Source organism: Nocardia sp. PE-7 (assembly GCF_030486425.1).
Lineage (GTDB): Bacteria > Actinomycetota > Actinomycetes > Mycobacteriales > Mycobacteriaceae > Nocardia > Nocardia salmonicida_A.
This window is the reverse complement of record NZ_CP129614.1, coordinates 1,964,722-1,983,274: the sequence shown is the minus strand read 5'-3', so window position 1 is coordinate 1,983,274 and position 18,553 is coordinate 1,964,722. Positions and strand designations below refer to the sequence as shown.

Below are 18,553 nucleotides of genomic sequence, written 5' to 3'. Positions count from 1 at the left end.
AGAGATAGGGAATTATCATGCGCCGGATATTGACGGCCGCGTTGACGGCGCTGTTCTACAGCCTCACCGTCGCCATCTTCGCTCCCGTGGCGACGCCGGAACCGCACTACCCCACACCCAATCCCGATCCCTTCTTCACCGCACCGGCCGATATCGGCGACTTCGCTCCCGGTGACGTGGTGCGGCAGCGCAAGTTCGACCTCGGCGCCTATCAGGGCACCGACATCTGGCACGTCGCCTTCCGCTCGACCAACTCCGCGGGCGACCCGATCATGGGTGTGACCACGGTCTTGATCCCCGCCGGCGTCACGAATCCGCCGCTGGTGTCGTATCAGGCGCTGATCAACTCCCTCGGCACCAAGTGCAACCCCTCCACCTCGCTGATCAACGACGAGACCCCCGACGCGTTCGGCGCGGTACTGCCGCTGGGGCGCGGTTGGGCGGTCGCCTTGCCCGACTATCTCGGCCCGAATGTCGCCTACGGCGCGGCCAAGCTCAGCGGCATGGTGACCCTCGACAGCGTGCGTGCGCTGCAGCGAGCGCCCGAACTCGGCCTCGGACAGTCCCCGATCGCACTCGCCGGGTACTCCGGTGGCGGCTTGGCGACCGCGTGGGCCGCCGCCATGCAACCGACCTACGCACCGGAGTTGACGCTCGCCGGCGTCGCCGCGGGCGGCATCCCGGCCGACCTCGAGCAGATGGCCCTCGGGATCGGCTTCGGCCACCATCCCGGTTTCGGCCTCGCCTGGGCGGCGGCGATGGGCCTGGAACGTGAATACCCTCGGCGTTTGCCCATTTCCGACCAGCTCAACGGCGAGGGTCTGTGGTTCCGCGACTTCACCGCCGACGAATGCCGACGCTTTCTGCTGTTCCACGGTATCGCCCGCAGCGCCGAACAGCTGGCAGCGACCAAATCCCTGATGGACAGCCCCGAAGCGCGCGCGGTGTTGCGCGAGAACAGTTTGCGCTACGACCCCGCGATCCCGGAGACCCCGATGTTGATCTGGCAGGGCGTCTTCGACGGGCTGACACCCTTCGACGCCGTCGAGGACGTGGCCACCCGCTACTGCGCGGCGGGCGCGCCGGTCACCTTCTCCCGCTATCAGATCGCCGAACACATGACGACCGCGGTGGCAGGTCTGCCCGAGGCCTGGAACTTCATCGAAGCGCGATTCCGCGGCGAACCCGCGCCGACTCGCTGTTGATCACAGCGCGCCGAGCAGGTCTTCCAGATGGATCGGGACATGACGGAGGCGGACGCCGGTGGCGTGGTAGATCGCGTTGCCGACCGCGGCCGCCGACCCGACGATGCCGATCTCACCGATTCCCTTGCTGCCCATCGGGTTCAGATGCGGGTCGTGTTCGTCGATCCAGCTGACATCGATATCGCCGATATCGGCGTTGACGGGGATGTGATACCCGGCCAGGTCGTGGTTGATCACCGTGCCGAGGCGCGGATCGAAATCGCTCTGTTCGAGTAACGCCATCGACAGTCCCATGGTGATCGCGCCGACGAACTGCGAACGGGCCATGCGCGGATTGATGATGCGACCCGCGCCGAAAACACTGACCACGCGCGGGACCCGGATCTCGGCGGTGTCGGTGTCCACGCGGACCTCGACGAAGTGGGCACCATAGGCGTGGGTCGAAAAGTCCTCTCGCTCAGGGTATTCGGGGGCTTGCACGGTGATCTCGGCACCGTCGGCGGGTTCGTACCCGAATCGGTCACGGAAGGCCCGCGCGGCCGCCACCACGGCCGAGCCCCACGACGCCATGCCGGACGAACCGCCCGCGACCGTCGCCGCGGGGAGATCGGAATCGCCGATGCGCAGCTCGATGCGGCCCGGGTCGACACCGAGCGCGTCGGCGGCGATCTGGCCGAGCGAGGTCCAGGTGCCGGTGCCGATGTCCACGGCGTCGATGGCGACTTCGTAGCGGTCGCCGGTGCGGCGCACGCGGGCGCTGTTGCCCGCGGCGGTGTCGGCCGGGTAGGTGGCCGCCGCGACCCCGGATCCGATCAGCCATCGGCCCTCGCGTCGCGACTTCGGCGCCGGGTCGCGTTCGGCCCAGCCGAAGCGCTGCGCTCCGGTACGCAGACACTCGGCCAGCCCGCGTGTGGAGAAGGGGCGCCCCGATTCCGGGTCGACCTCGGGTTCGTTGTGGATGCGCAAGGCGATCGGGTCCATGCCGAGAGCGACCGCGAGTTCGTCCATCGCTGTTTCCGCCGCGAACATCCCGGGGCAGTGCCCTGGCGCCCGCATCCACGATGCGACGGGGACATCCAGCGTCGCGAAACGGTGCGAGGTCGATCGGGCGGCCGCCGCGTACATCACACGGCTGACCACCGCGGTCTGCTCGGCGAATTCCTTCACCGTGGAGGCCTGGGCGATCGCCGCGTGGGCGATGGCGGTCAGGGTGCCGTCATGATGCGCGCCGAGCCGGACCCGCTGGATGGTCGGTGTCCGGTAACCGACGAGGGAGAACAGCTGCTGTCTGGTCAGCGGCAGTTTCACCGGTCGTCCGCCGGACAGTTTCGCCGCCATCGCCGCGACCACGATATTGGCGTGCGGCTCGCCCTTGGATCCGAAGCCGCCGCCGACGAAAGGCGCGATCACCCGCACCTGTTCGGGCGCCAACCCGAACAGCGGCGCGATCTTCGCCCGCACGACATGTGGGCCCTGGGTGGAGTCGTACAGCACCAGGGTGTCATCGGTCCACTGCGCGACGGTGGCGTGCGGTTCCATCGGATTGTTGTGGACCATTGCGGTCGTGTAGGTCTGGTCGATCGTGACCGGGGCGATGGCCATGGCCGCGTCCACGTCGCCGATCGAGGTGTCGGTGGGAAAGCCGCCGCTCACCTCCTCGGGAGCGTGGAGGTTCTCGCTGTCGGCGTCGAGCACGACGTCGGCGGGCCGCTCGTCATAGGTCACGCGCACCTGCGCGGCGGCTGCACAGGCCACTTCCGGGCTCGTCGCGACGACCGCGCCGATCACTTGCCCGCGGAACGCGATCTCGTCGTTCTGCAGGATGAACAGTTCGTTGTCGTCGTCGACGGCCAGCCGGGCGGCGTTGTGGTGGGTGAGCACCGCGACCACACCATCGATCCCTTCGGCCACGGAGGTGTCGATCTCGCGGATACGGCCGCGGATGATCGTCGACTGGATCACGAAGCCGTACAGAGGATCCGGTTTGCGGATGCTCCATCGCGTAGGGCGCGACACCGCGGAGTTTGGCCGGTCCGTCGAGGCGGGTGGGTGAGGTGCCGATCGCCGGTGTGTTCACGGCGCCTCACTCAGCTCACGCAGGGTCGCGACGAGGACGTTGCGCGCCAAGGCGATCTTGAAGCCGTTCTGACGCTGTGGGCGCGCGTCGGCGAGTTCGGCATCCGCCGCGACGGCGAAGCTTTCCTCGGTGGCAGCCCGCCCGCGTAGTTCGGCCTCGGCGGTGTGCGCTCGCCATGGTTTGGCCGCGACACCGCCGAAGGCGATCCGCACATCCCGCACGACGCCGTCGGCGATGTCGACGGCGGCCGCCACCGAGACCAGCGCGAAGGCGAACGACGCACGGTCGCGGACCTTGCGGTAGGTGGAGGTGGTAGCCCACGCGAGCGCGGGCAGGTCGACGGCGGTGATCAGGTCCCCGTGTTCGAGGACGGTGTCGCGTTCGGGTTCGTCGCCGGGCAACCGGTACAGGTCGACCAGCGGGATCTCGCGCTCGCCATCCGCACCGAGCACTCGCACTGTCGCGCCCAACCCGACCATCGCCACCGCCATATCGGAGGGATGGGTGGCGATGCACCGACTGGACGCGCCGAGGATGGCCTGGTCTCGATCGAACCCGCCGATCGCCGAGCACCCGCTGCCCGGCTCGCGCTTGTTGCACGGCACGGTCGAGTCCTGGAAGTAGGGACATCTGGTGCGCTGCAACAGGTTTCCGCCGGTAGTGGCGAGGTTGCGCAGTTGGGCGGACGCTCCCGCCACGAGGGCGGCCGACAGCATCGGATAGCGGGTCCGGATCACCGGATGCGCGGCCAGGTCGGCGTTGCGCACCGCCGCACCGACGCGTACGCCACCGTCGGGCAGGTCGGTCACCTGATCGAACGGCAGACCGCTGACATCCACCAGCTTGCCGGGCGCGATGATCCCCAGTTTGAGGTGATCGACGAGATTGGTTCCCGCGCCGAGGAATACGGCGTCGGGCTCGGCGAGAACCGCGGCAACCGCTTGCCCCGCGTCGGTGGCGCGTTCGTAGGCGAACTCTCTCATCGAGCGACCTCCTGGATCGCCGCGACAATGTTCGGATACGCCCCGCAGCGACACAGATTGCCGCTCATCCGTTCCCGGATCTCGTCGGCACTCAACGCGTTCTCTGCCATCGGATTCGCGCTCACCTGACTCGGAGCGCCCGCCTTCACCTCGTCGAGCATGCCGACCGCCGAACAGATCTGCCCCGGCGTGCAGTATCCGCACTGGAAGCCGTCGTGGTCGAGGAAGGCTCGCTGAACCGGATGCAGGTCGTCGCCGTCGGCGAGTCCGTCGGCGGTGACGATCGTGGCGCCGTCGTGAGCGACGGCCAGCGCGAGGCACAGGGTCGCCCTCCGTCCGTCCAACAGGACCGTGCACGACCCGCATTGCCCGCGATCGCAGCCCTTCTTCGGGCTGGTGACGCCCAACTGTTCGCGCAGGACATCCAACAGGGTGGCGCGGGTGTCGACCTCGACCACCCGCGTCCGCCCATCGACGATCACACTGATTCGCGCACGCATCGAACGGCCTTTCGTCGTGGGACAGGCGACTCCACAGACAACCGCAGCCGACCCTTCCGGGCCCGCTACCAGCACCTACGCAACTGCGGTGCGCACGCGCACGTCGGCCACGCTACCAACCCCGGCGCCTGAGCGTCGGACGCCGCGACCACACCCGCCGTGGTTTCGCCGGTCACCGTGACCGCCGTTCGGCTCCTCCCACGTGAGCGCCTCAGCGGGCGAAGCGGGCGTTCACCCAGGCGAGGGCGTCGGCATTGCCCGCGCCGAGGACAGCCCGGTGATCGACGCCGGGGTAGGTGCGGTATTCCACGGATCCGCCGCTGAGCTGCTGCTGGGCGACCATGGCGTCGGTGCCCGCGGGCAGGACGACGGTGTCGGCCCTGCCCTGCAACACCAGCATCGGGGTGGTGAGGGGCAATCCGCTGGGGTCGTTGTCGTCGAGGACCTTCACCAGCGCACCGGGGTCGGCAGCGGCGGAGAACGTCTCACCCGCGCCGAGGCCACCCCAGGAATCCCGCTCCCGCAACTGTCCGATGCAGCGGTCGTCGGCCTGATCCACCATCGAATCAGCCTTCTTTACAAGGAATTTCGCGGGGTCGACAGTGGCGACGGTCTGGGCGCCACGAATGAACAACGGCAGGAACGACACCGACCCGGCCGGCGCGTCGACCTTGTCCGCGATGCCGGTTCGCTCGGCGAGGGCGAAGCCTTGCACCACCGCACCGAGATGCGAGGCAGGCGCCATGGCCACCGAACCCAGCAACCGCAGCTGCGGAGCCCACTGCTGCGAGCGCGCGTTGGCGTACACCGCGGCCTGGCCACCCTGGGAATGCCCCATCGCCACCCAGCGAGTTCCGATCTCGGGCGCGATCGCGCGCGAGGCCAGCGCCATGTCCGCGACCGCGCGCTGCTCGGCCTCACCGATCAGATATCCGTGCGGCCCCGGCGTGCCGAGACCCTGATAGTCGGTCTGCGCCACCGCGTATCCGGCAGCCACCCACTGAGCCAAGGTCTCGCGAGTCAACGAGGTGTAGTCATGGGCCGGGAATTCGGCGCCGGTGTCGCGCGAGGGCGCGCACACGTCGGCGGTGCCGGTGGTTCCGTGTGCCCAGGAGATCAGCGGCCAACCACCGGGCGGCGGAGTTCCTTCGGGAACAGCGACCGTGCCCGACACAGCGACCGGCTGCCCGTGCACATCCACCGACCGGTAGAGCACCAGGAAATTGCGCGCGCCCGGCAGGCCGGGATCGCCGACTATCGGCCGGAACGCGATCACCGATCCATGCTCACCCGCCACGGAGTCCGGTGCGGGAGAATAGAATTCGAGATCTACGGGCGCGGCGTCCGCGAGAGCGGTCGGTACCGCCGAAACAGCGATGGCCAGTATCACGGCGACTGCCCGCGCGCACCGATGCGCGAGGATCGACGCCGATTTCATGCCTGAATCCGTCACCACTGTTCCTCCCGATACGCCGTGTCGAACTCTCGTCGCGGTCCGACTGCGGCGGAATATACAGCTCACACGAGGCGGGGCTTCGTGCCGCACCGATGAGTTTCGAGGCGCGAGGGCGTCGTACTGGTAGAAGACATCGGATCAGAGATCCGCGCGCCCGACACCGAGAGGAACGAGTTATGAGGATCGCTACGTCGAAGGACGGCACCGAACTCGCGTATGACGTGTCCGGCGACGGACCTGTTCTGGTCTACATCACCGGCGCGACGTGTTTCCGGAGGTTTCGGCCGGTCGTCACCGATGTGGGGGTGTTCGCCACGAAGTTCACCGTCTACAGCTACGACCGGCGCGGGCGTGGGGACAGCGGGAACGAGCTGCCGTATGCGATCGAGCGGGAAGTCGACGATATCGAGGCCGTGGTCGACGCCGCCGGCGGGCGCGCGATTCTCTACGGGCATTCGTCGGGGGCCGCGCTGGCGCTTGAAGCGGCGGTCCGGATGCCGGACAAGATCGACCGGGTCGTGGTCTACGACGCGCCCTATGTGCACGACGAGGCCGAGCGGGCGTCCTACGCCGAGTTGGGCGAGACGGTACGCGCGCTTCTCGGTGAGGCGAAGAACGCGCGAGCGCTGAAGGCATTCCTGCGCGGGATCGGGATGCCGGGTGCGTTCATCGCGCTGCTACCGCTGTTCCCCGGCTGGAAAACGATGAAGGCACTCGCTCCCACGCTGATGTACGACATCGCCATCACCGAGGTACTTCCCCCGGTGGAACGTTTCGAGAACATCCGGGTACCGGTGAAGGTCATTGTCGGAGAGAAGAACCCGCCCGGCATGCAGCAGGTGGCGCGGGAGTTGGCCGCGGCGATCCCCCAGGCGACGCATCGGGTGCTCGCCGGGCAGGACCATATGGTCAGCGCCAAGGCGTTGCTCCCGCTCCTGACGGGTTCCGCCGCGAACGAGTGAACGGCGCCTAGGTCGTCATCCACGACGCCGGCGGGATGGACTGCCCGAGCCCGAGCCCGAGCGTGGGCGTGGCGGCTATGGCTTCGGTGCGGCTGACATAGACCGGAAGCCACTGGGTCAGGCCGGCGGCGATGATGATCCGGTTGGTGACCGACGGCCCGGGAATGACCACACTCGTGCGCAGCGCGCTCTGTTGGGCGCGGGTAGCCATGTCGAGGATCGCCCGGCACGACATGAAGGTCACATCTCTGATGTCGATCACCAGATGGCCCGACTCGCCCTCCGCTGCGATGGCATCGTCGAGAATCACGCGCCACTGGAGCAGATTGCACGCGTCGATCTCGCCGTGCACGTGCAGCACGGTCGCCGTGTGATGGAGGGTGACCTCGGCGCGCAGTCCCGAGTCGGATTCCTCGACTCGGACGGTCTTGTCGCCATGATTGGAAGGGGTGTTCACGAGTGCTCGATCCCTCGACACCGGCAGGGGTACACACTGCTCCCGCCGATCCTGGTAGCTCAAGCTCGGCTGGTGTTTCCATTTGAGCACGCCGAGTCGGTGCTGTCAGCGATTGTGATGGATCTGATGCGCACGGGTCACGGTCGGCGACATCCTTCGAGGGTGGCATCGGCGAGTTCGCTGATGACGTCGGCGATCTCGCGTCTTCGGTTCCACGCCGCCAGTTGTCGGCGCGCGCCGTTTCCGCGCTCTTCGAGTCTCGCGACCGTCTCGGCGACGAAGGTGTGGTCGCCACTACGGCGCAGTGCCGGTGTGATGTCGTCGATGAGCTCGGCGAGTAGTTCGCGATGAGGAACGACACGACCGGCGACGAGGTCGAGGCCGTCGCCGTCCAGACCTGAGCGCGCGGCGTTCCAATAGGCGGCGCGCAAGACCTCGCCGGACACCGCGGGAGCGGGAATGTGCTCGGCGATCGCCCCGAGCGCGGTGCTGACGATTCCGCGGATGAGCGCGGCCAGCAGGGCGGATTCCTCCACGGTCGCCGGAACATCACTGACCCGGATTTCGACGGTCGGGAAGCTCTCCGACGGACGGACATCCCAATACACCATCTTGTTGTCCAGGATGCTGCCGCTGGCGCGCATCATCGCGACGATCGATTCGTAGTCGCGCAGTGAGGTGAAATACGGTGGCGGACCCGCACTGGGCCATCGACGCCACAGAATGCTGCGCCAACTCGCGTAGCCGGTTTCGCTGCCACGGTAGATCGCGGAATTCGCGGTCAACGCGAGCAGGATCGGCAGCCGCGGGCGGACATAGTTACTGACCAGGACCGCTGTATCGCGGTCGGGAACGGCCACGTGCACGTGGCACCCGCACAGCCCCTGCTCGTGGGCGATCATGCCGAAGGAGTGCGCGATGCGCTGGTAGCGCGGTGTATCGGTGACCGGATATCCCTCGACCAGGGTCGGCGGCACCCCGACCGCCAGCAGGCGGGTTCGGTGCTCGGCCGCGCACTCGGCCACCCGGCGCCGCGAGGTCCGCAATTGCGCCGACAGGGCCTCGATATCGGAGTGGACCGCGCTACTGGTCTCGACCTGACAGCTCGTCAGCTCCAGCTGCAGATCGATACCGGCCCGTTTCGCGGTAGCGGCGACCTGGGTGTTCTTCGCCACGGGCGCCCCGGACTCGGGATCGGTGAGCAGAAACTCCTCTTCGACACCGACCGTCGGGACATGTGCGGACACTGCCATCACCTCCAGCACCTGTGGAGCGAGCGCGGGTCATCGGCCCGTGTGGGACCGATGACCCGGGCGGCGTAGAGCAGGTCAGTCGCGGAAAGCGTCCTTGACCTTCTCGCCTGCGTCCTTGAGGTTCGACTTCGCCTGCTCGCCGCGGCCCTCGTTCTCGAGTTTGCGGTCGTCGGTGGCGCGCCCGGTAGCTTCCTTGGCCTTGCCTGCCAGCTCTTCGGCCTTGTTCTTCGCCTTGTCAGCGATACCCATGGTGTTCCTTTCAGGCTGTTTCTCGGCCGACTCGCGGCCGTGGGCCGTCCTGGGGACCCGTCAACGGCCTACCCGGGTCTGCCGGGTGCAAACAGGCGCGACGACCAAGGTGAATAATCGGGGCATGACCGAACCGGACGACGAATCCATGGCAGAGCGGGCTCTGGTAGAGCGCGTGATCGGAGTGGGCGACTCGTTGACGGTCGGCCGTTTCCGGTTTCGATCCGCGACCCGGCAGTGGGAATGGTCCGACGAGGTCGCGCGGATGCACGGCTACGAGCCCGGCACCGTGCCGACGACCGACATGCTGGTCTCGCACAAGCATCCCGACGATCGGGATCGGGTCGCGGCGATGATCACCACGGTCCAGGACAGCGGCGTGTTCTCCAGCCATCACCGCATCGTCGATACGCAGGGGCAGGTGCGCGATGTGCTGGTCGTGTCGGAGCCCCTCGCCGACACCGACGGGACGGTGATCGGCACCGAGGGCTACTACATCGACCTGTCCGATACCGCGGCCGGATACCGGCGAGAGGCGCTCGACAGCACCCTGCCCGGCCTGCTGGAGGCGCGCGTGGTGATCGAGCAGGCCAAAGGCGCGTTGATGCTGGCCTACGGCGTCAATGCCGACCAGGCGTTCCGGGTGCTCCGGTGGCGCTCGCAGGAGACCAATGTGAAGCTGCGCGCGATCGCCGAACATGTGGTGGCCGAATTGCCGACCGTGGCCAGAGACGAGGTGCGGCTGCGGACCCGGCTCGATCACGTGCTGCTGACCGCGCACGAAGGCGCCCCGATCGACACCGTGGGCTAGGCGATCGACGGGGACGCGCTCAGCGAAAGACCGGCGGCGGCACGGGGTCGGGGCCGGGCGGGGCAGGCGGAGCGGGCACCGGATCACCGGGTCCGGGCGGAGTCGGCGGGGCGGGCACCGGAGCCGGGCCGGGCGGTACCGGCGGAGGTGGCACCGGCGCCGGGCCGGGCGGTACGGGCGGCGCGGGCACGGGGTCGCCAGGACCCGGCGGGAACGGGTCGGGTGCGGGACCCGGCGGCGCGGGCTCCGTGGGTGCGGGCACCGGGCTCGGCTCGGTGAGCTCGATCGCGAACATCTTCGCCTCCTGTTCATCAGTGCACGCGGGCGCGCGAATCGAACGCCCGCGAAGGCCGCGACGCAGGTCGAGCGGGCACACCACGATGACGCCGTTGGCATCGTGATGGGACCACGCTCGACCTGCCCCGAGGTACTCCGGTGTCGACACCGTCGAACGAACGCGTGGCTCGGCCGGTTCTTCGGCGCCCGTTCTACATTCGGCCGATGGCCACAGGCAGGGAATGCCCGCCTGCCTTCACTCGAAACGACGAGGGCAACCCAAACGTCGGCACGATTCAGGACTCGTCTTCGATCCGCGCCCACGCGCGATGCTCACCCAGGTCGGTGAGCAGTCCGCTCGCGGCCGCTCCGGAATCGGCGACAGTGATTCCCGGTGCGTCGGAGTCGATGTCGTTGCGCTGCAGCACCGATACCGCGGTATCGACCGCCGCGATCGCCTTGCCGTGCCGCCACATCTCCTCGACCAGCAGGTTCACCCTCGGGTCCGCCGGGGCGGCCAGCAGCAGCGCACCGTCGAATTCGACCGACCGCATCGTGGCGAAGGTCCGTGCCACCGGCACGCCGTCGATCACTCCGCCGCGTGCCGCCACGACCATCGGCCTCACCTTGGCCTCTTCCAAGGCGGTCGAGACCTCCCGCACCGCGTCGGCCGACGTGGCGTCGTCGACCAGCACGGCCACCGTCCGCCCGTCCACCGGGAAACTGCCGCGCCGCTGCGACAACGCGGGACTCGGCGCGAGCTCCACCCGTTCGCTGTTCGGGGCCGGCTTGTCGAGCCCGAGTTGCCCGGCGACGTAGTCGGCCAGCCCGTCGTCGACATTGACCAACATCTGCAGACCACGCTGCTGGATCGTCTCGGACAGGCACTTGCCGAGTTCGAACGAGAACGCGTCGGCCAGATTCCGCTGTTCGCCCGCGGTCAGGCTGCGATAGAACATCCGCGGCTGCGAGTAGTGGTCGGCGAACGACACCGAGCCCGCGCTGTTGGCGGAAGTCCGCAATTTCGCGGTCGGCGGCGGAATGGGCGTCGGGGACTCCACATAGGCGTCGTCGGCGAAACTCGCCGCGTAGGGGCAACCACCGCCCAGCGAATTGGGTTTGTAGGCAGCGACTCCGGCGTGCACGGCACCCTGGTGCATACCGTCACGGGAGAGATCGTTGACATCGGCGTGCGGTGTGTTGATCGGCAGCTGGGTGAAGTTCGGGCCGCCGAGGCGACTGATCTGGGTATCGAGATAGGAGAACAACCTGCCCTGCAACAGCGGATCGTCGGTGACTTCGATACCCGGAACCAGGTGCGTCGGGCAGAAGGCGACCTGTTCGGTTTCGGCGAAGAAGTTCTCCGGATTCGCCGTGAGCCGCAGGGTGCCGATCGTCTGCACCGGCGCGAGTTCCTCGGGGACGAGCTTGGTCGGGTCGAGCAGATCGATGCCCTCGAAGAGGTGCTCGGGCGTATCGGGGAACACCTGCACGCCGAGATCCCACTCCGGCGCCATGCCCGCCGCGATCGTGTCGGCCAGATCCCGGCGATGGAAATCGGGGTCGAACCCGGCCGTCAGCTGGCATTCCTCCCACAGCATCGAGTGCACGCCCAGCCGCGGCTTCCAGTGGAATTTCACCAGACTCGTCGTGCCGTCCTCGGCGACCAGCCGGAAGGTGTGGATGCCGAAGCCCTCCATCATCCGCAACGAGCGCGGCAGCGCCCGATCGGACATGTTCCAGAAGGTGTGCGCGGTCGCCTCGGTATGCAGGGTGACGAAGTCCCAGAAGGTGTCGTGGGCGGATTGCGCTTGCGGGATCTCGCGGTCCGGCTCCGGTTTCCCGGCGTGGATCACATCGGGGAATTTGATCGCTTCCTGGATGAAGAACACCGGGATGTTGTTGCCGACCAGGTCGTAGACCCCTTCGTCGGTGTAGAACTTCACCGCGAAGCCACGGGTGTCACGCACCGTGTCGGCCGACCCGCGTGAGCCGAGCACCGTGGAGAACCGGACGAAGACCGGTGTGCGCGCGTCGGCGGCCAGGAACTTCGCCCGCGTCAGCGACGCGGCGGCGCCGTTGGCCACGAACACCCCGTGCGCGGCGGTACCGCGGGCGTGCACGACCCGCTCGGGGATGCGCTCGTGATCGAAGTGGGTGATCTTCTCCCGCAGATGGAAGTCCTGCAGCAGCGTCGGGCCCCGCGGACCCGCCTTGAGGGCGTGATCGGTGTCGGCCACGCCCGCGCCCTGCGGGGTGGTGAGCCGAGGGCCCTGTTGGGCGCGCACAGTCGCCTCGCCGGGAAGCGGGGCGCCGGTGGGGCTGCGCAGCGCGGGACCCTCCTGGTCGGGGGCCGGGCCCGCCTGCTCGCACGGTGTCCCCGGGTCCTCGTCCGGCGGAGTGGGCGGGTGGGTGAACTCGGACGGAACATCGTGGTCGGTCATTATTTCGTCGTCCCTTCGTCACACTCGCGGAATTCGGAAAATCAGGCTGCCGCCGTCCCCGATGGACTACCGCGTTCTGCGCTCGGCAAACAGCGATTCGACCTCGGCGGGTGACGATTCGAAACGGCCACGAGGCGTGACCTGATGGTTACGGGGTAACCTCCGACCAAACAGTCGGTGATGAGGGAGGTGGCGTGCGAGCTCGAGATCGCGACACCGCTCCCCGCTCGAGAACCGTCGGATTCCAGGTGCCCGCCGAGCTGGACCAGCTGAGCATGGTGCACGCGCTCGCCGAGACCGTCCTGCTCGTGGGTGGTTTCGCGCTCGACGAGGTGACCGATCTGCTCCTGGCACTCGACGAGGTCGCCACCGCGTTGATGATGATCGCGACACCGGAATCCCAGCTCGACTGCTCGTTCACCGGCGGCGACGGCGCCCTCGGCGCCCGGGTGAGCGCACTGGCACGAGAGCCCGACGCCCTCGACGAACAATCGTTCGGCTGGCACGTCGTCGCGACGCTCACCGACGCGCTACGCACCGATTACGCCGGCTTCGACCCGGCTCGCGGCGGCTACCCGACCACCGTCGAATTCGGCTGGATCCGGAGATTGCACGGACCTACCGAGTCGTGACCATCGGGCGCTAGCCTCATAGGTAGGGCATAGCCCCGGGTCCCGGTGGGTACCCCATGAACACATCTGCAACCGCCTGGAAGTGAGGCAAGTAGCGATGACATGGGATTCAACTGCAGCAGCCGATCGTCCGACCGCCCGGCGATCACATTCGCACGGTGACAGCTACGACAACATCGAACCGTGGTTCGAGAAGCTGCGGGCGCTGCCCGACGGCGACGAGCATCACGACGCGCTGCGCGGCCAGGTCATCGAACTGTGTCTGCCGCTCGCCGACCATATCGCCCGCAAGTTCAACGGTCGGGGCGAGCAGTTCGACGACCTCGAGCAGACTGCCCGGGTAGGGCTGGTGCTGGCCGTCGATCGCTACGACGTCACCCGCGGCTCCTCCTTCCTGTCCTTCGCGATCCCGACGATCATGGGCGAGGTGCGCAGGCACTTCCGTGATCGCACGTGGGCGGTGCGCGTGCCGCGTCGGCTCAAGGAGATCCAGCTCAGGATCGGACCCGCCACCGAGGAGCTGTCACAGCGGCTCGGCAGGCTGCCCAACGCGCGCGAACTCGCCGACGAACTCGACGTCGACCTGGTCGAGGTCACCCGCACGCTGGTCGCGGGCAACGGCTATCAGACCAACTCCATCGACGGTGTCACCCACGACGGTCGCGACAATTCCTCGCAGCCGATCACCGACACCCTCGGCTCGGAGGAGCCCTGCTATCAGCTCACCGAGGACGCGATGGCGGTGCGCCCGCTGATCGCCGCGCTCCCCGCCGAGGAGCGGCGGGTGCTGATCATGCGGTTCTACGAGGCCAAGACGCAGGGCCAGATCGCCGAGGAACTCGGCGTCTCCCAGATGCAGGTTTCCCGGATCCTGTCGCGAACCTTGGCGTTGCTGCGCGAGCAGGCACTCGCCGAGCCGACGCCGACACGGTGACAGCGACGTCGGCACGTGCCAGAATTGTTCCAGGTTGAGACCTCCAGCCGACCCTGGTTCTCGTGTGCCGCTCTCAGCAAGTCGGCCGGTACCGCCTCGGCGGGCGCGGGCCGGAAATTCCTGTCGCACAGGAGGTTCTATGTCTGTCGTCATGGATCGTCGGCATCCGAGCCGGCTGCGCTGGTATCGCGGAAGCTCCGCGGCTGCCGCGGCGGCGTTGGCGCTGCGTGACCCGGGACGACCCGGCTGCTGGGTGCTACGTGGCGGTATCGAACTCGACGCGGCGCGGATGCCCCGATTCCGTGCGTTGCTCGACCGTTCGGTGCGTTCCGGCGCGCGGGTGGTCGTCCTCGATCTACGCGATACCGAGTTCCTGAGCCTGCGGGTGGCCGTGCTGCTCGGCGTCGCCAAAGCCGATGCGTGGGCCCGCGGGGTCGATATCCGCCTGCTCACCGCAAGCCGTGAGGTGGAGCGGGCACTCGGCCTGGTCGGCGTGCGGCCGCTATTTCGGTACTACCGGTCCATCGACGAGGCGTCGGGATCGGAATCCGGCTGCTGAGGAGCTGTTTCACTCCCCCGATTCCAGGGTATGCGCAGGATGAAGCCACTCCAGCGCGGTTCGGGAGGAGGACATCGTGGATTCGAGCGACAGGATCATCGCCGATTCGATACATGCGACATCGATCCAAATTCAGATCGACGCCGACCTCGGTCAGGTTGTCATGCTCCGGGCCGTCGCCGAAACCGTCGCCCTGATAGCGGGTTTCACCGTCGACGAGGTGGCGGACACGCGAGTAGCGCTCGACGAGGCCGCCACGTGCCTGATCCTCGGCGCGATACCCGATTCCCAGCTCCACTGCGACGTCGTCGCCGACAGCTTCCGGATCCGGATCGAGGTAGGCGCGGTGTGCGGGGACACCGACCCGATCGACACGGCGGGGTTCGGCTGGCATGTGATGCACTCGATCACCGACCACCTCACCGCCGATCACGACCCCTACGACCGGGCACAGGGCGGTTATCCCGTCGCCATCGCCTTCACACAGGTTCGGCGGGTGCACTGAGCGGCTCGCGCAGGGAAGCGCGGTCCTCGTTCCAGCACTTCAGGACGTGATCGGCGAAGCGGTCTTCGAGCAGGTTCGTCGCCTGGATACCGAAGACGATCGAGGCGGCCGAGCCGGGTTCGGCATCCAGCAGCCCGGCGATGACATCGCGCCGCATCACCTGCTCGTGCACGGCGTCGGCCTCGACATGCTCGGCATAGAAGTGCGCGCACGCGGGATGCGGGAGCAGCGTGCGGGCCAGCTCGGCGAGACGCCGCGAGGCGGGCGACGACGTGATCTCGGCGGTGGCGAAATGCCCGATCAGTGCGCCGCGTAGCCCGCGATGCAGGCCGAACAGCGACATCATGTCCACCAGCGCGAGCATCGGCGCGGGCACCGTGTCGAGGTAGTGCAGGTAGCCCGGCTCGAGGTCGGCGCCCGCGAGCAGGTCGGCGAACAGTTGGGCGTGGACGCGTTCGCCGCGCCCGCCGCCGAACTCGTCGAATTCCACCGCCACCAGCGACGCTTTCACCTGCCCGCGCAGACGCGGGATCACCCAGGCATACGGGTCGGCCTCGATGTGGTGGTAGATCGAGCGGTGGACGAAGTACTCGCGCAAGTGATCGGCGGTCCCCCGCTCGGCGAGGAATCCGGCGATGCCGTCGGTGTCGCTGGTCGGTTCGAGTAGGCGGTCGAGTTCCCCCTCGACGTCGTCGCCACCGGGGACATCGGCATGCAGCGCCGTGAGCAGGGTGTTCTCCAGGTCGCGGCGCACGCGCAGGAGGCCGGGGTCCCATTCCCAGTTCTCGTCGACACCGGCGAACCCCTGATAGTGCAGTTCGTAACAGGTGTGCAGGGTCAGCAGGAGATCTTCGCTGTAGGGGTCGAGTCCGGCAGCCTCAGGCACTGCCGAACCTGGTGTGCGCGTGAGCAATTCGACCACCGCGGCGGACAGCTCGCCGCGGGGGCGCGGAAGGGATCGGCCGGGCATCATCGAGTGCTCCTCGGAGGGCGTCGGCGCCGATGGCTGGTATCGCACAGCGGGTAGGTGCTCGACCGACGGCACAGACACAGCGCCACCACGAAACGGTCGCAGTGCAGCACGGCGCCGTCGGCGGTGACCAGGTCGACAGGTCCGTCGATGAGCGCCGGTCCGTCGTCGGTGAGCACGACCCGGCGCGGTTCAGGCGGGGTCGGAGACAACAGGGGACGAGCTTCGGTCGACACGGATCACCACCAGTTCCTCATCGCGCTGACCATGGGAGATGAACCCCTTAGCGGCCAACCATCCGGCACGCGAGCGCATGACCGGTCCGAACGGCACCGTTCCCGTCGCCACGATCTCCGCGTTCGCCCCCAGCTCACGGAGCTGGTCCAAGCTGCGCCCTGGGTTGCTGACAACCGAATGCACGATCAACCCGACGCCGCGTTCGGTGAGCAGGTCCGGCAGCATCGCGCACAATCGGTCGAGCACGCTCCGGCCGTCCGGGCCTGCGTCCCACGCCAGGGCCGCACCACGCCCGCCCGCCCGCTCGACGGGCACATAGGGCGGGTTCGCGACTACCACGTCGAAGCGCGGCAACCGCAGCGCGGACGCGAAATCGCCGTGCAGCAACTCCACCGCCACCCCGCGTAATCGACAATTCATCCACGTCGACATCAGCGCCGACCGGGACAGGTCGACCGCGGTCAGACTGCCCGCACCCGCCGCAGCGGCCGCCACCGTCAACGCGCCGGTACCCGCGCACACGTCGAGCACCCGGCCGCCGCGCAGCGAGGGCACCTCGTTCAGCGCACGGGCCAGCATCCAGGTGTCGGCCTGCGGGCGGTAGACGCGCGGCGCTCGGAAGACCACCACCTCAATGACCCCGCGGTTCACCCAGGGCCAGACCCTCTTGCGCCTTCACCCGCCGATGTTCGGCGACCACGAGCCCGATTCCCAGCAGCAGGCACACCGCACAGGCCACCCCCGCGATCACAGCCCAGCCCGCGAAGCCGTACCCGGCGGCGGTGAGCGTGAGACCGAGCAGCACCAATCCGATCGCGGCAAGAATCAATCCGGGCCAATTCCTCGCGTCTCTGATCGACTCCCCCGCGTGTGCGCGAGTGGTCCGAGCGTCATCGGGGAACTGCTTCTCCGTCTGGTTCATGGACGTGCTCCTTTCGAGGACGAGACCGCCCTGTAGTCGGCATGCCCGCAAACCGGCAAAGCAATCAGCCGGCACCCCTGGCGCACCGGCCAGTGGCCGGTCCGATCAGGTGGTTCAGTTCGTCTCGATGACCTCGGCGACCGGGCGGCGCGGGGTGGATTCCAGCGGGGCCGCGGCGTGCGGCATGACGCCGACTCGGATCATGACGTGGGGATAGGCACATTCCTGCAGGACTGTGGTGCGGATCTGTTCCCGCAGGTCGAGCATTCCCAGCGGTTCGGATTGCAGGCTGGTTGCCAGGCCGAGGTAGGTCGCCTGGAGCAGTATCGCGCTCGTCGCCTGACCCGCGCTCAGCTGGGAGAGGCGGTTGTCGTGTGGGGTACACACGACCAGCCAATGGGCGGAGTCGGGTTCGTCGGTGTACTCCGACAGTTCCGCTTCGGCGAAGACCCGCACCGGCAGTTCGTCCGAGGCCCTGGCGGCGGGGGCGTTGCGGGCGGGCACGCCGGTGGTCTCACCGTGGCAGCCGCTCCACTGGTCGAGTTCGGCGAGATAGTTCGTGTCCGTCGCGTGTCGGGCGGCGGCTCGGCGCATGGGGGCGGCCAGCTGCGCGAGCATGCGGTCGGGGACGTGCCTGGCAGCGGCCCCGAACCGGGAGGCACACCGCGAGACCGCACGCAGGTCGTGTGCGGCCACCGGCAAACCGGGATAGCGGCGCCGATCGGATTGCCGCAGGTGGATGGCGGCGGCGAGGCGGATGTCGAGATCCGACGGCGGACGCGGCGTGAACTTCATCGTCGCGAGATGGTCGGGCCGATCAGGATCGGGCATCCGGTCGATGTCGGCCTGCCAGCCCAGCATGGCGAACGCCACTTCGAGATGATGCAACGCGGCGCCGCAACTCACCACGAGAGCGCGCGCCAGGGGATCGGTCGCGGTGACCTGTCGCCCGAAGTCGGCGAACAGATCCACCCGGCCTCGCTGGATTCGCCACCGCCAGGGCTGGGTGTTGTGCACCGAGGGAGCACGCACCGCCAATTCCAGCGCGTCTCGGCATGTTGTGATGCTCGGCATATCCGGCCAGTCTTCCTTCCCGTGCAGGTAGGCGTTCTGAGGGCGGA

20 protein-coding genes and 1 pseudogene are annotated in these 18,553 nt (G+C 68.1%); 7 read left to right on the top strand and 14 right to left on the bottom strand.

Annotated elements, in window-relative coordinates:
- Positions 1-17 precede the first annotated feature (17 nt).
- On the top strand, positions 18-1,205 hold the full coding sequence (locus tag QX204_RS09315; RefSeq protein ID WP_301906185.1) for a lipase family protein: 1,188 nt from the start codon (positions 18-20) through the stop codon (positions 1,203-1,205).
- Here QX204_RS09315 and QX204_RS09310 read toward each other — a convergent pair.
- The 4 genes and pseudogenes from QX204_RS09310 to QX204_RS09295 form a co-directional block, all read right to left on the bottom strand.
- A pseudogene (locus tag QX204_RS09310) lies at positions 1,206-3,282 on the bottom strand (xanthine dehydrogenase family protein molybdopterin-binding subunit). It abuts the gene before it with no gap.
- Positions 3,279-4,265, bottom strand: a complete 987-nt coding sequence (locus QX204_RS09305) for an FAD binding domain-containing protein (RefSeq protein ID WP_301906184.1) — start codon at positions 4,263-4,265, stop codon at positions 3,279-3,281. Before QX204_RS09305 ends, QX204_RS09310 begins: the two are co-directional and overlap by 4 nt.
- On the bottom strand, positions 4,262-4,765 hold the full coding sequence (locus tag QX204_RS09300) for a 2Fe-2S iron-sulfur cluster-binding protein (RefSeq protein WP_301906183.1): 504 nt from the start codon (positions 4,763-4,765) through the stop codon (positions 4,262-4,264). Before QX204_RS09300 ends, QX204_RS09305 begins: the two co-directional genes overlap by 4 nt.
- Before the next feature lie 211 nt (positions 4,766-4,976).
- Positions 4,977-6,203, bottom strand: coding sequence for an alpha/beta hydrolase family protein (locus tag QX204_RS09295; RefSeq protein ID WP_301906182.1), 1,227 nt, complete (start codon positions 6,201-6,203; stop codon positions 4,977-4,979).
- A 194-nt stretch (positions 6,204-6,397) separates the two neighbouring features.
- On the opposite strand from QX204_RS09295, the gene QX204_RS09290 reads away from it, so the two are divergent.
- Complete coding sequence (locus QX204_RS09290) at positions 6,398-7,183, top strand: alpha/beta fold hydrolase (protein ID WP_301906181.1); 786 nt, start codon at positions 6,398-6,400, stop codon at positions 7,181-7,183.
- A gap of 7 nt (positions 7,184-7,190) precedes the next feature.
- On the opposite strand, the gene QX204_RS09285 is transcribed toward QX204_RS09290, so the two are convergent.
- From QX204_RS09285 to QX204_RS09275, 3 genes are all read right to left on the bottom strand, one after another.
- Positions 7,191-7,640 (bottom strand): STAS domain-containing protein, encoded by a 450-nt coding sequence (locus tag QX204_RS09285; RefSeq protein ID WP_301906180.1) that lies wholly within the window; start codon positions 7,638-7,640, stop codon positions 7,191-7,193.
- Positions 7,641-7,777: 137 nt separating this feature from the next.
- The gene (locus tag QX204_RS09280) at positions 7,778-8,887 is read right to left on the bottom strand and encodes a glutamate--cysteine ligase 2 (protein ID WP_301906179.1); all 1,110 of its coding nucleotides are present in this window, start codon (positions 8,885-8,887) and stop codon (positions 7,778-7,780) included.
- An 81-nt stretch (positions 8,888-8,968) separates the two neighbouring features.
- Positions 8,969-9,142: a CsbD family protein gene (locus QX204_RS09275; protein ID WP_301906178.1), complete on the bottom strand. Its 174-nt coding sequence runs from the start codon at positions 9,140-9,142 to the stop codon at positions 8,969-8,971.
- A gap of 124 nt (positions 9,143-9,266) precedes the next feature.
- Here QX204_RS09275 and QX204_RS09270 point away from each other — a divergent pair, with 124 nt between their 5' ends.
- Positions 9,267-9,953, top strand: coding sequence for a PAS and ANTAR domain-containing protein (locus tag QX204_RS09270; RefSeq protein ID WP_301906177.1), 687 nt, complete (start codon positions 9,267-9,269; stop codon positions 9,951-9,953).
- A 19-nt stretch (positions 9,954-9,972) separates the two neighbouring features.
- On the opposite strand, the gene QX204_RS09265 is transcribed toward QX204_RS09270, so the two are convergent.
- A complete protein-coding gene (locus QX204_RS09265) occupies positions 9,973-10,398 on the bottom strand; it encodes a hypothetical protein (RefSeq protein ID WP_301906176.1) in 426 nt (141 codons plus the stop codon).
- Positions 10,399-10,525: 127 nt separating this feature from the next.
- A complete protein-coding gene (locus QX204_RS09260; RefSeq protein ID WP_301906174.1) occupies positions 10,526-12,673 on the bottom strand; it encodes a catalase in 2,148 nt (715 codons plus the stop codon).
- A 194-nt stretch (positions 12,674-12,867) separates the two neighbouring features.
- On the opposite strand from QX204_RS09260, the gene QX204_RS09255 reads away from it, so the two are divergent.
- The 4 genes from QX204_RS09255 to QX204_RS09240 all read left to right on the top strand — a co-directional run bounded on the left by QX204_RS09255 (position 12,868) and on the right by QX204_RS09240 (position 15,303).
- Positions 12,868-13,305, top strand: a complete 438-nt coding sequence (locus QX204_RS09255; protein WP_301906173.1) for an anti-sigma factor — start codon at positions 12,868-12,870, stop codon at positions 13,303-13,305.
- Positions 13,306-13,402: 97 nt separating this feature from the next.
- On the top strand, positions 13,403-14,239 hold the full coding sequence (locus QX204_RS09250; protein WP_056823036.1) for an RNA polymerase sigma factor SigF: 837 nt from the start codon (positions 13,403-13,405) through the stop codon (positions 14,237-14,239).
- 139 nt (positions 14,240-14,378) lie between these two features.
- A complete protein-coding gene (locus QX204_RS09245; RefSeq protein ID WP_301906172.1) occupies positions 14,379-14,798 on the top strand; it encodes an STAS domain-containing protein in 420 nt (139 codons plus the stop codon).
- Positions 14,799-14,874: 76 nt separating this feature from the next.
- Entirely contained in the window at positions 14,875-15,303 is a 429-nt protein-coding gene (locus tag QX204_RS09240) for an ATP-binding protein (protein WP_301906171.1), read from the top strand.
- Here QX204_RS09240 and QX204_RS09235 read toward each other — a convergent pair.
- The 5 genes from QX204_RS09235 to QX204_RS09215 form a co-directional block, all read right to left on the bottom strand.
- Positions 15,278-16,276: an iron-containing redox enzyme family protein gene (locus QX204_RS09235; protein WP_301906169.1), complete on the bottom strand. Its 999-nt coding sequence runs from the start codon at positions 16,274-16,276 to the stop codon at positions 15,278-15,280. The genes QX204_RS09240 and QX204_RS09235 overlap by 26 nt on opposite strands.
- A complete protein-coding gene (locus QX204_RS09230) occupies positions 16,273-16,452 on the bottom strand; it encodes a CDGSH iron-sulfur domain-containing protein (RefSeq protein ID WP_301907956.1) in 180 nt (59 codons plus the stop codon). Before QX204_RS09230 ends, QX204_RS09235 begins: the two co-directional genes overlap by 4 nt.
- Positions 16,453-16,465: 13 nt before the next feature.
- Positions 16,466-17,140 carry a HemK2/MTQ2 family protein methyltransferase gene (locus QX204_RS09225; RefSeq protein WP_301906168.1) on the bottom strand — a complete coding sequence of 225 codons (675 nt, stop codon included), beginning with the start codon at positions 17,138-17,140 and terminating at the stop codon, positions 16,466-16,468.
- A 1-nt stretch (position 17,141) separates the two neighbouring features.
- Positions 17,142-17,432 (bottom strand): hypothetical protein, encoded by a 291-nt coding sequence (locus QX204_RS09220; RefSeq protein ID WP_301906167.1) that lies wholly within the window; start codon positions 17,430-17,432, stop codon positions 17,142-17,144.
- 114 nt (positions 17,433-17,546) lie between these two features.
- Positions 17,547-18,506, bottom strand: a complete 960-nt coding sequence (locus QX204_RS09215) for an Acg family FMN-binding oxidoreductase (protein ID WP_301906166.1) — start codon at positions 18,504-18,506, stop codon at positions 17,547-17,549.
- Positions 18,507-18,553: the final 47 nt, after the last annotated feature.

Coding starts and splice junctions, on each gene's coding strand:
- QX204_RS09235 (WP_301906169.1), bottom strand. CDS start 16,276: ATGATGCCCGGCCGATCCCTTCCGCGCCCCCGCGGCGAGCTGTCCGCC.
- QX204_RS09275 (WP_301906178.1), bottom strand. CDS start 9,142: ATGGGTATCGCTGACAAGGCGAAGAACAAGGCCGAAGAGCTGGCAGGC.
- QX204_RS09260 (WP_301906174.1), bottom strand. CDS start 12,673: ATGACCGACCACGATGTTCCGTCCGAGTTCACCCACCCGCCCACTCCG.
- QX204_RS09220 (WP_301906167.1), bottom strand. CDS start 17,432: ATGAACCAGACGGAGAAGCAGTTCCCCGATGACGCTCGGACCACTCGC.
- QX204_RS09270 (WP_301906177.1), top strand. CDS start 9,267: ATGACCGAACCGGACGACGAATCCATGGCAGAGCGGGCTCTGGTAGAG.
- QX204_RS09250 (WP_056823036.1), top strand. CDS start 13,403: ATGACATGGGATTCAACTGCAGCAGCCGATCGTCCGACCGCCCGGCGA.
- QX204_RS09290 (WP_301906181.1), top strand. CDS start 6,398: ATGAGGATCGCTACGTCGAAGGACGGCACCGAACTCGCGTATGACGTG.
- QX204_RS09245 (WP_301906172.1), top strand. CDS start 14,379: ATGTCTGTCGTCATGGATCGTCGGCATCCGAGCCGGCTGCGCTGGTAT.
- QX204_RS09300 (WP_301906183.1), bottom strand. CDS start 4,765: ATGCGTGCGCGAATCAGTGTGATCGTCGATGGGCGGACGCGGGTGGTC.
- QX204_RS09215 (WP_301906166.1), bottom strand. CDS start 18,506: ATGCCGAGCATCACAACATGCCGAGACGCGCTGGAATTGGCGGTGCGT.
- QX204_RS09315 (WP_301906185.1), top strand. CDS start 18: ATGCGCCGGATATTGACGGCCGCGTTGACGGCGCTGTTCTACAGCCTC.
- QX204_RS09295 (WP_301906182.1), bottom strand. CDS start 6,203: ATGAAATCGGCGTCGATCCTCGCGCATCGGTGCGCGCGGGCAGTCGCC.
- QX204_RS09305 (WP_301906184.1), bottom strand. CDS start 4,265: ATGAGAGAGTTCGCCTACGAACGCGCCACCGACGCGGGGCAAGCGGTT.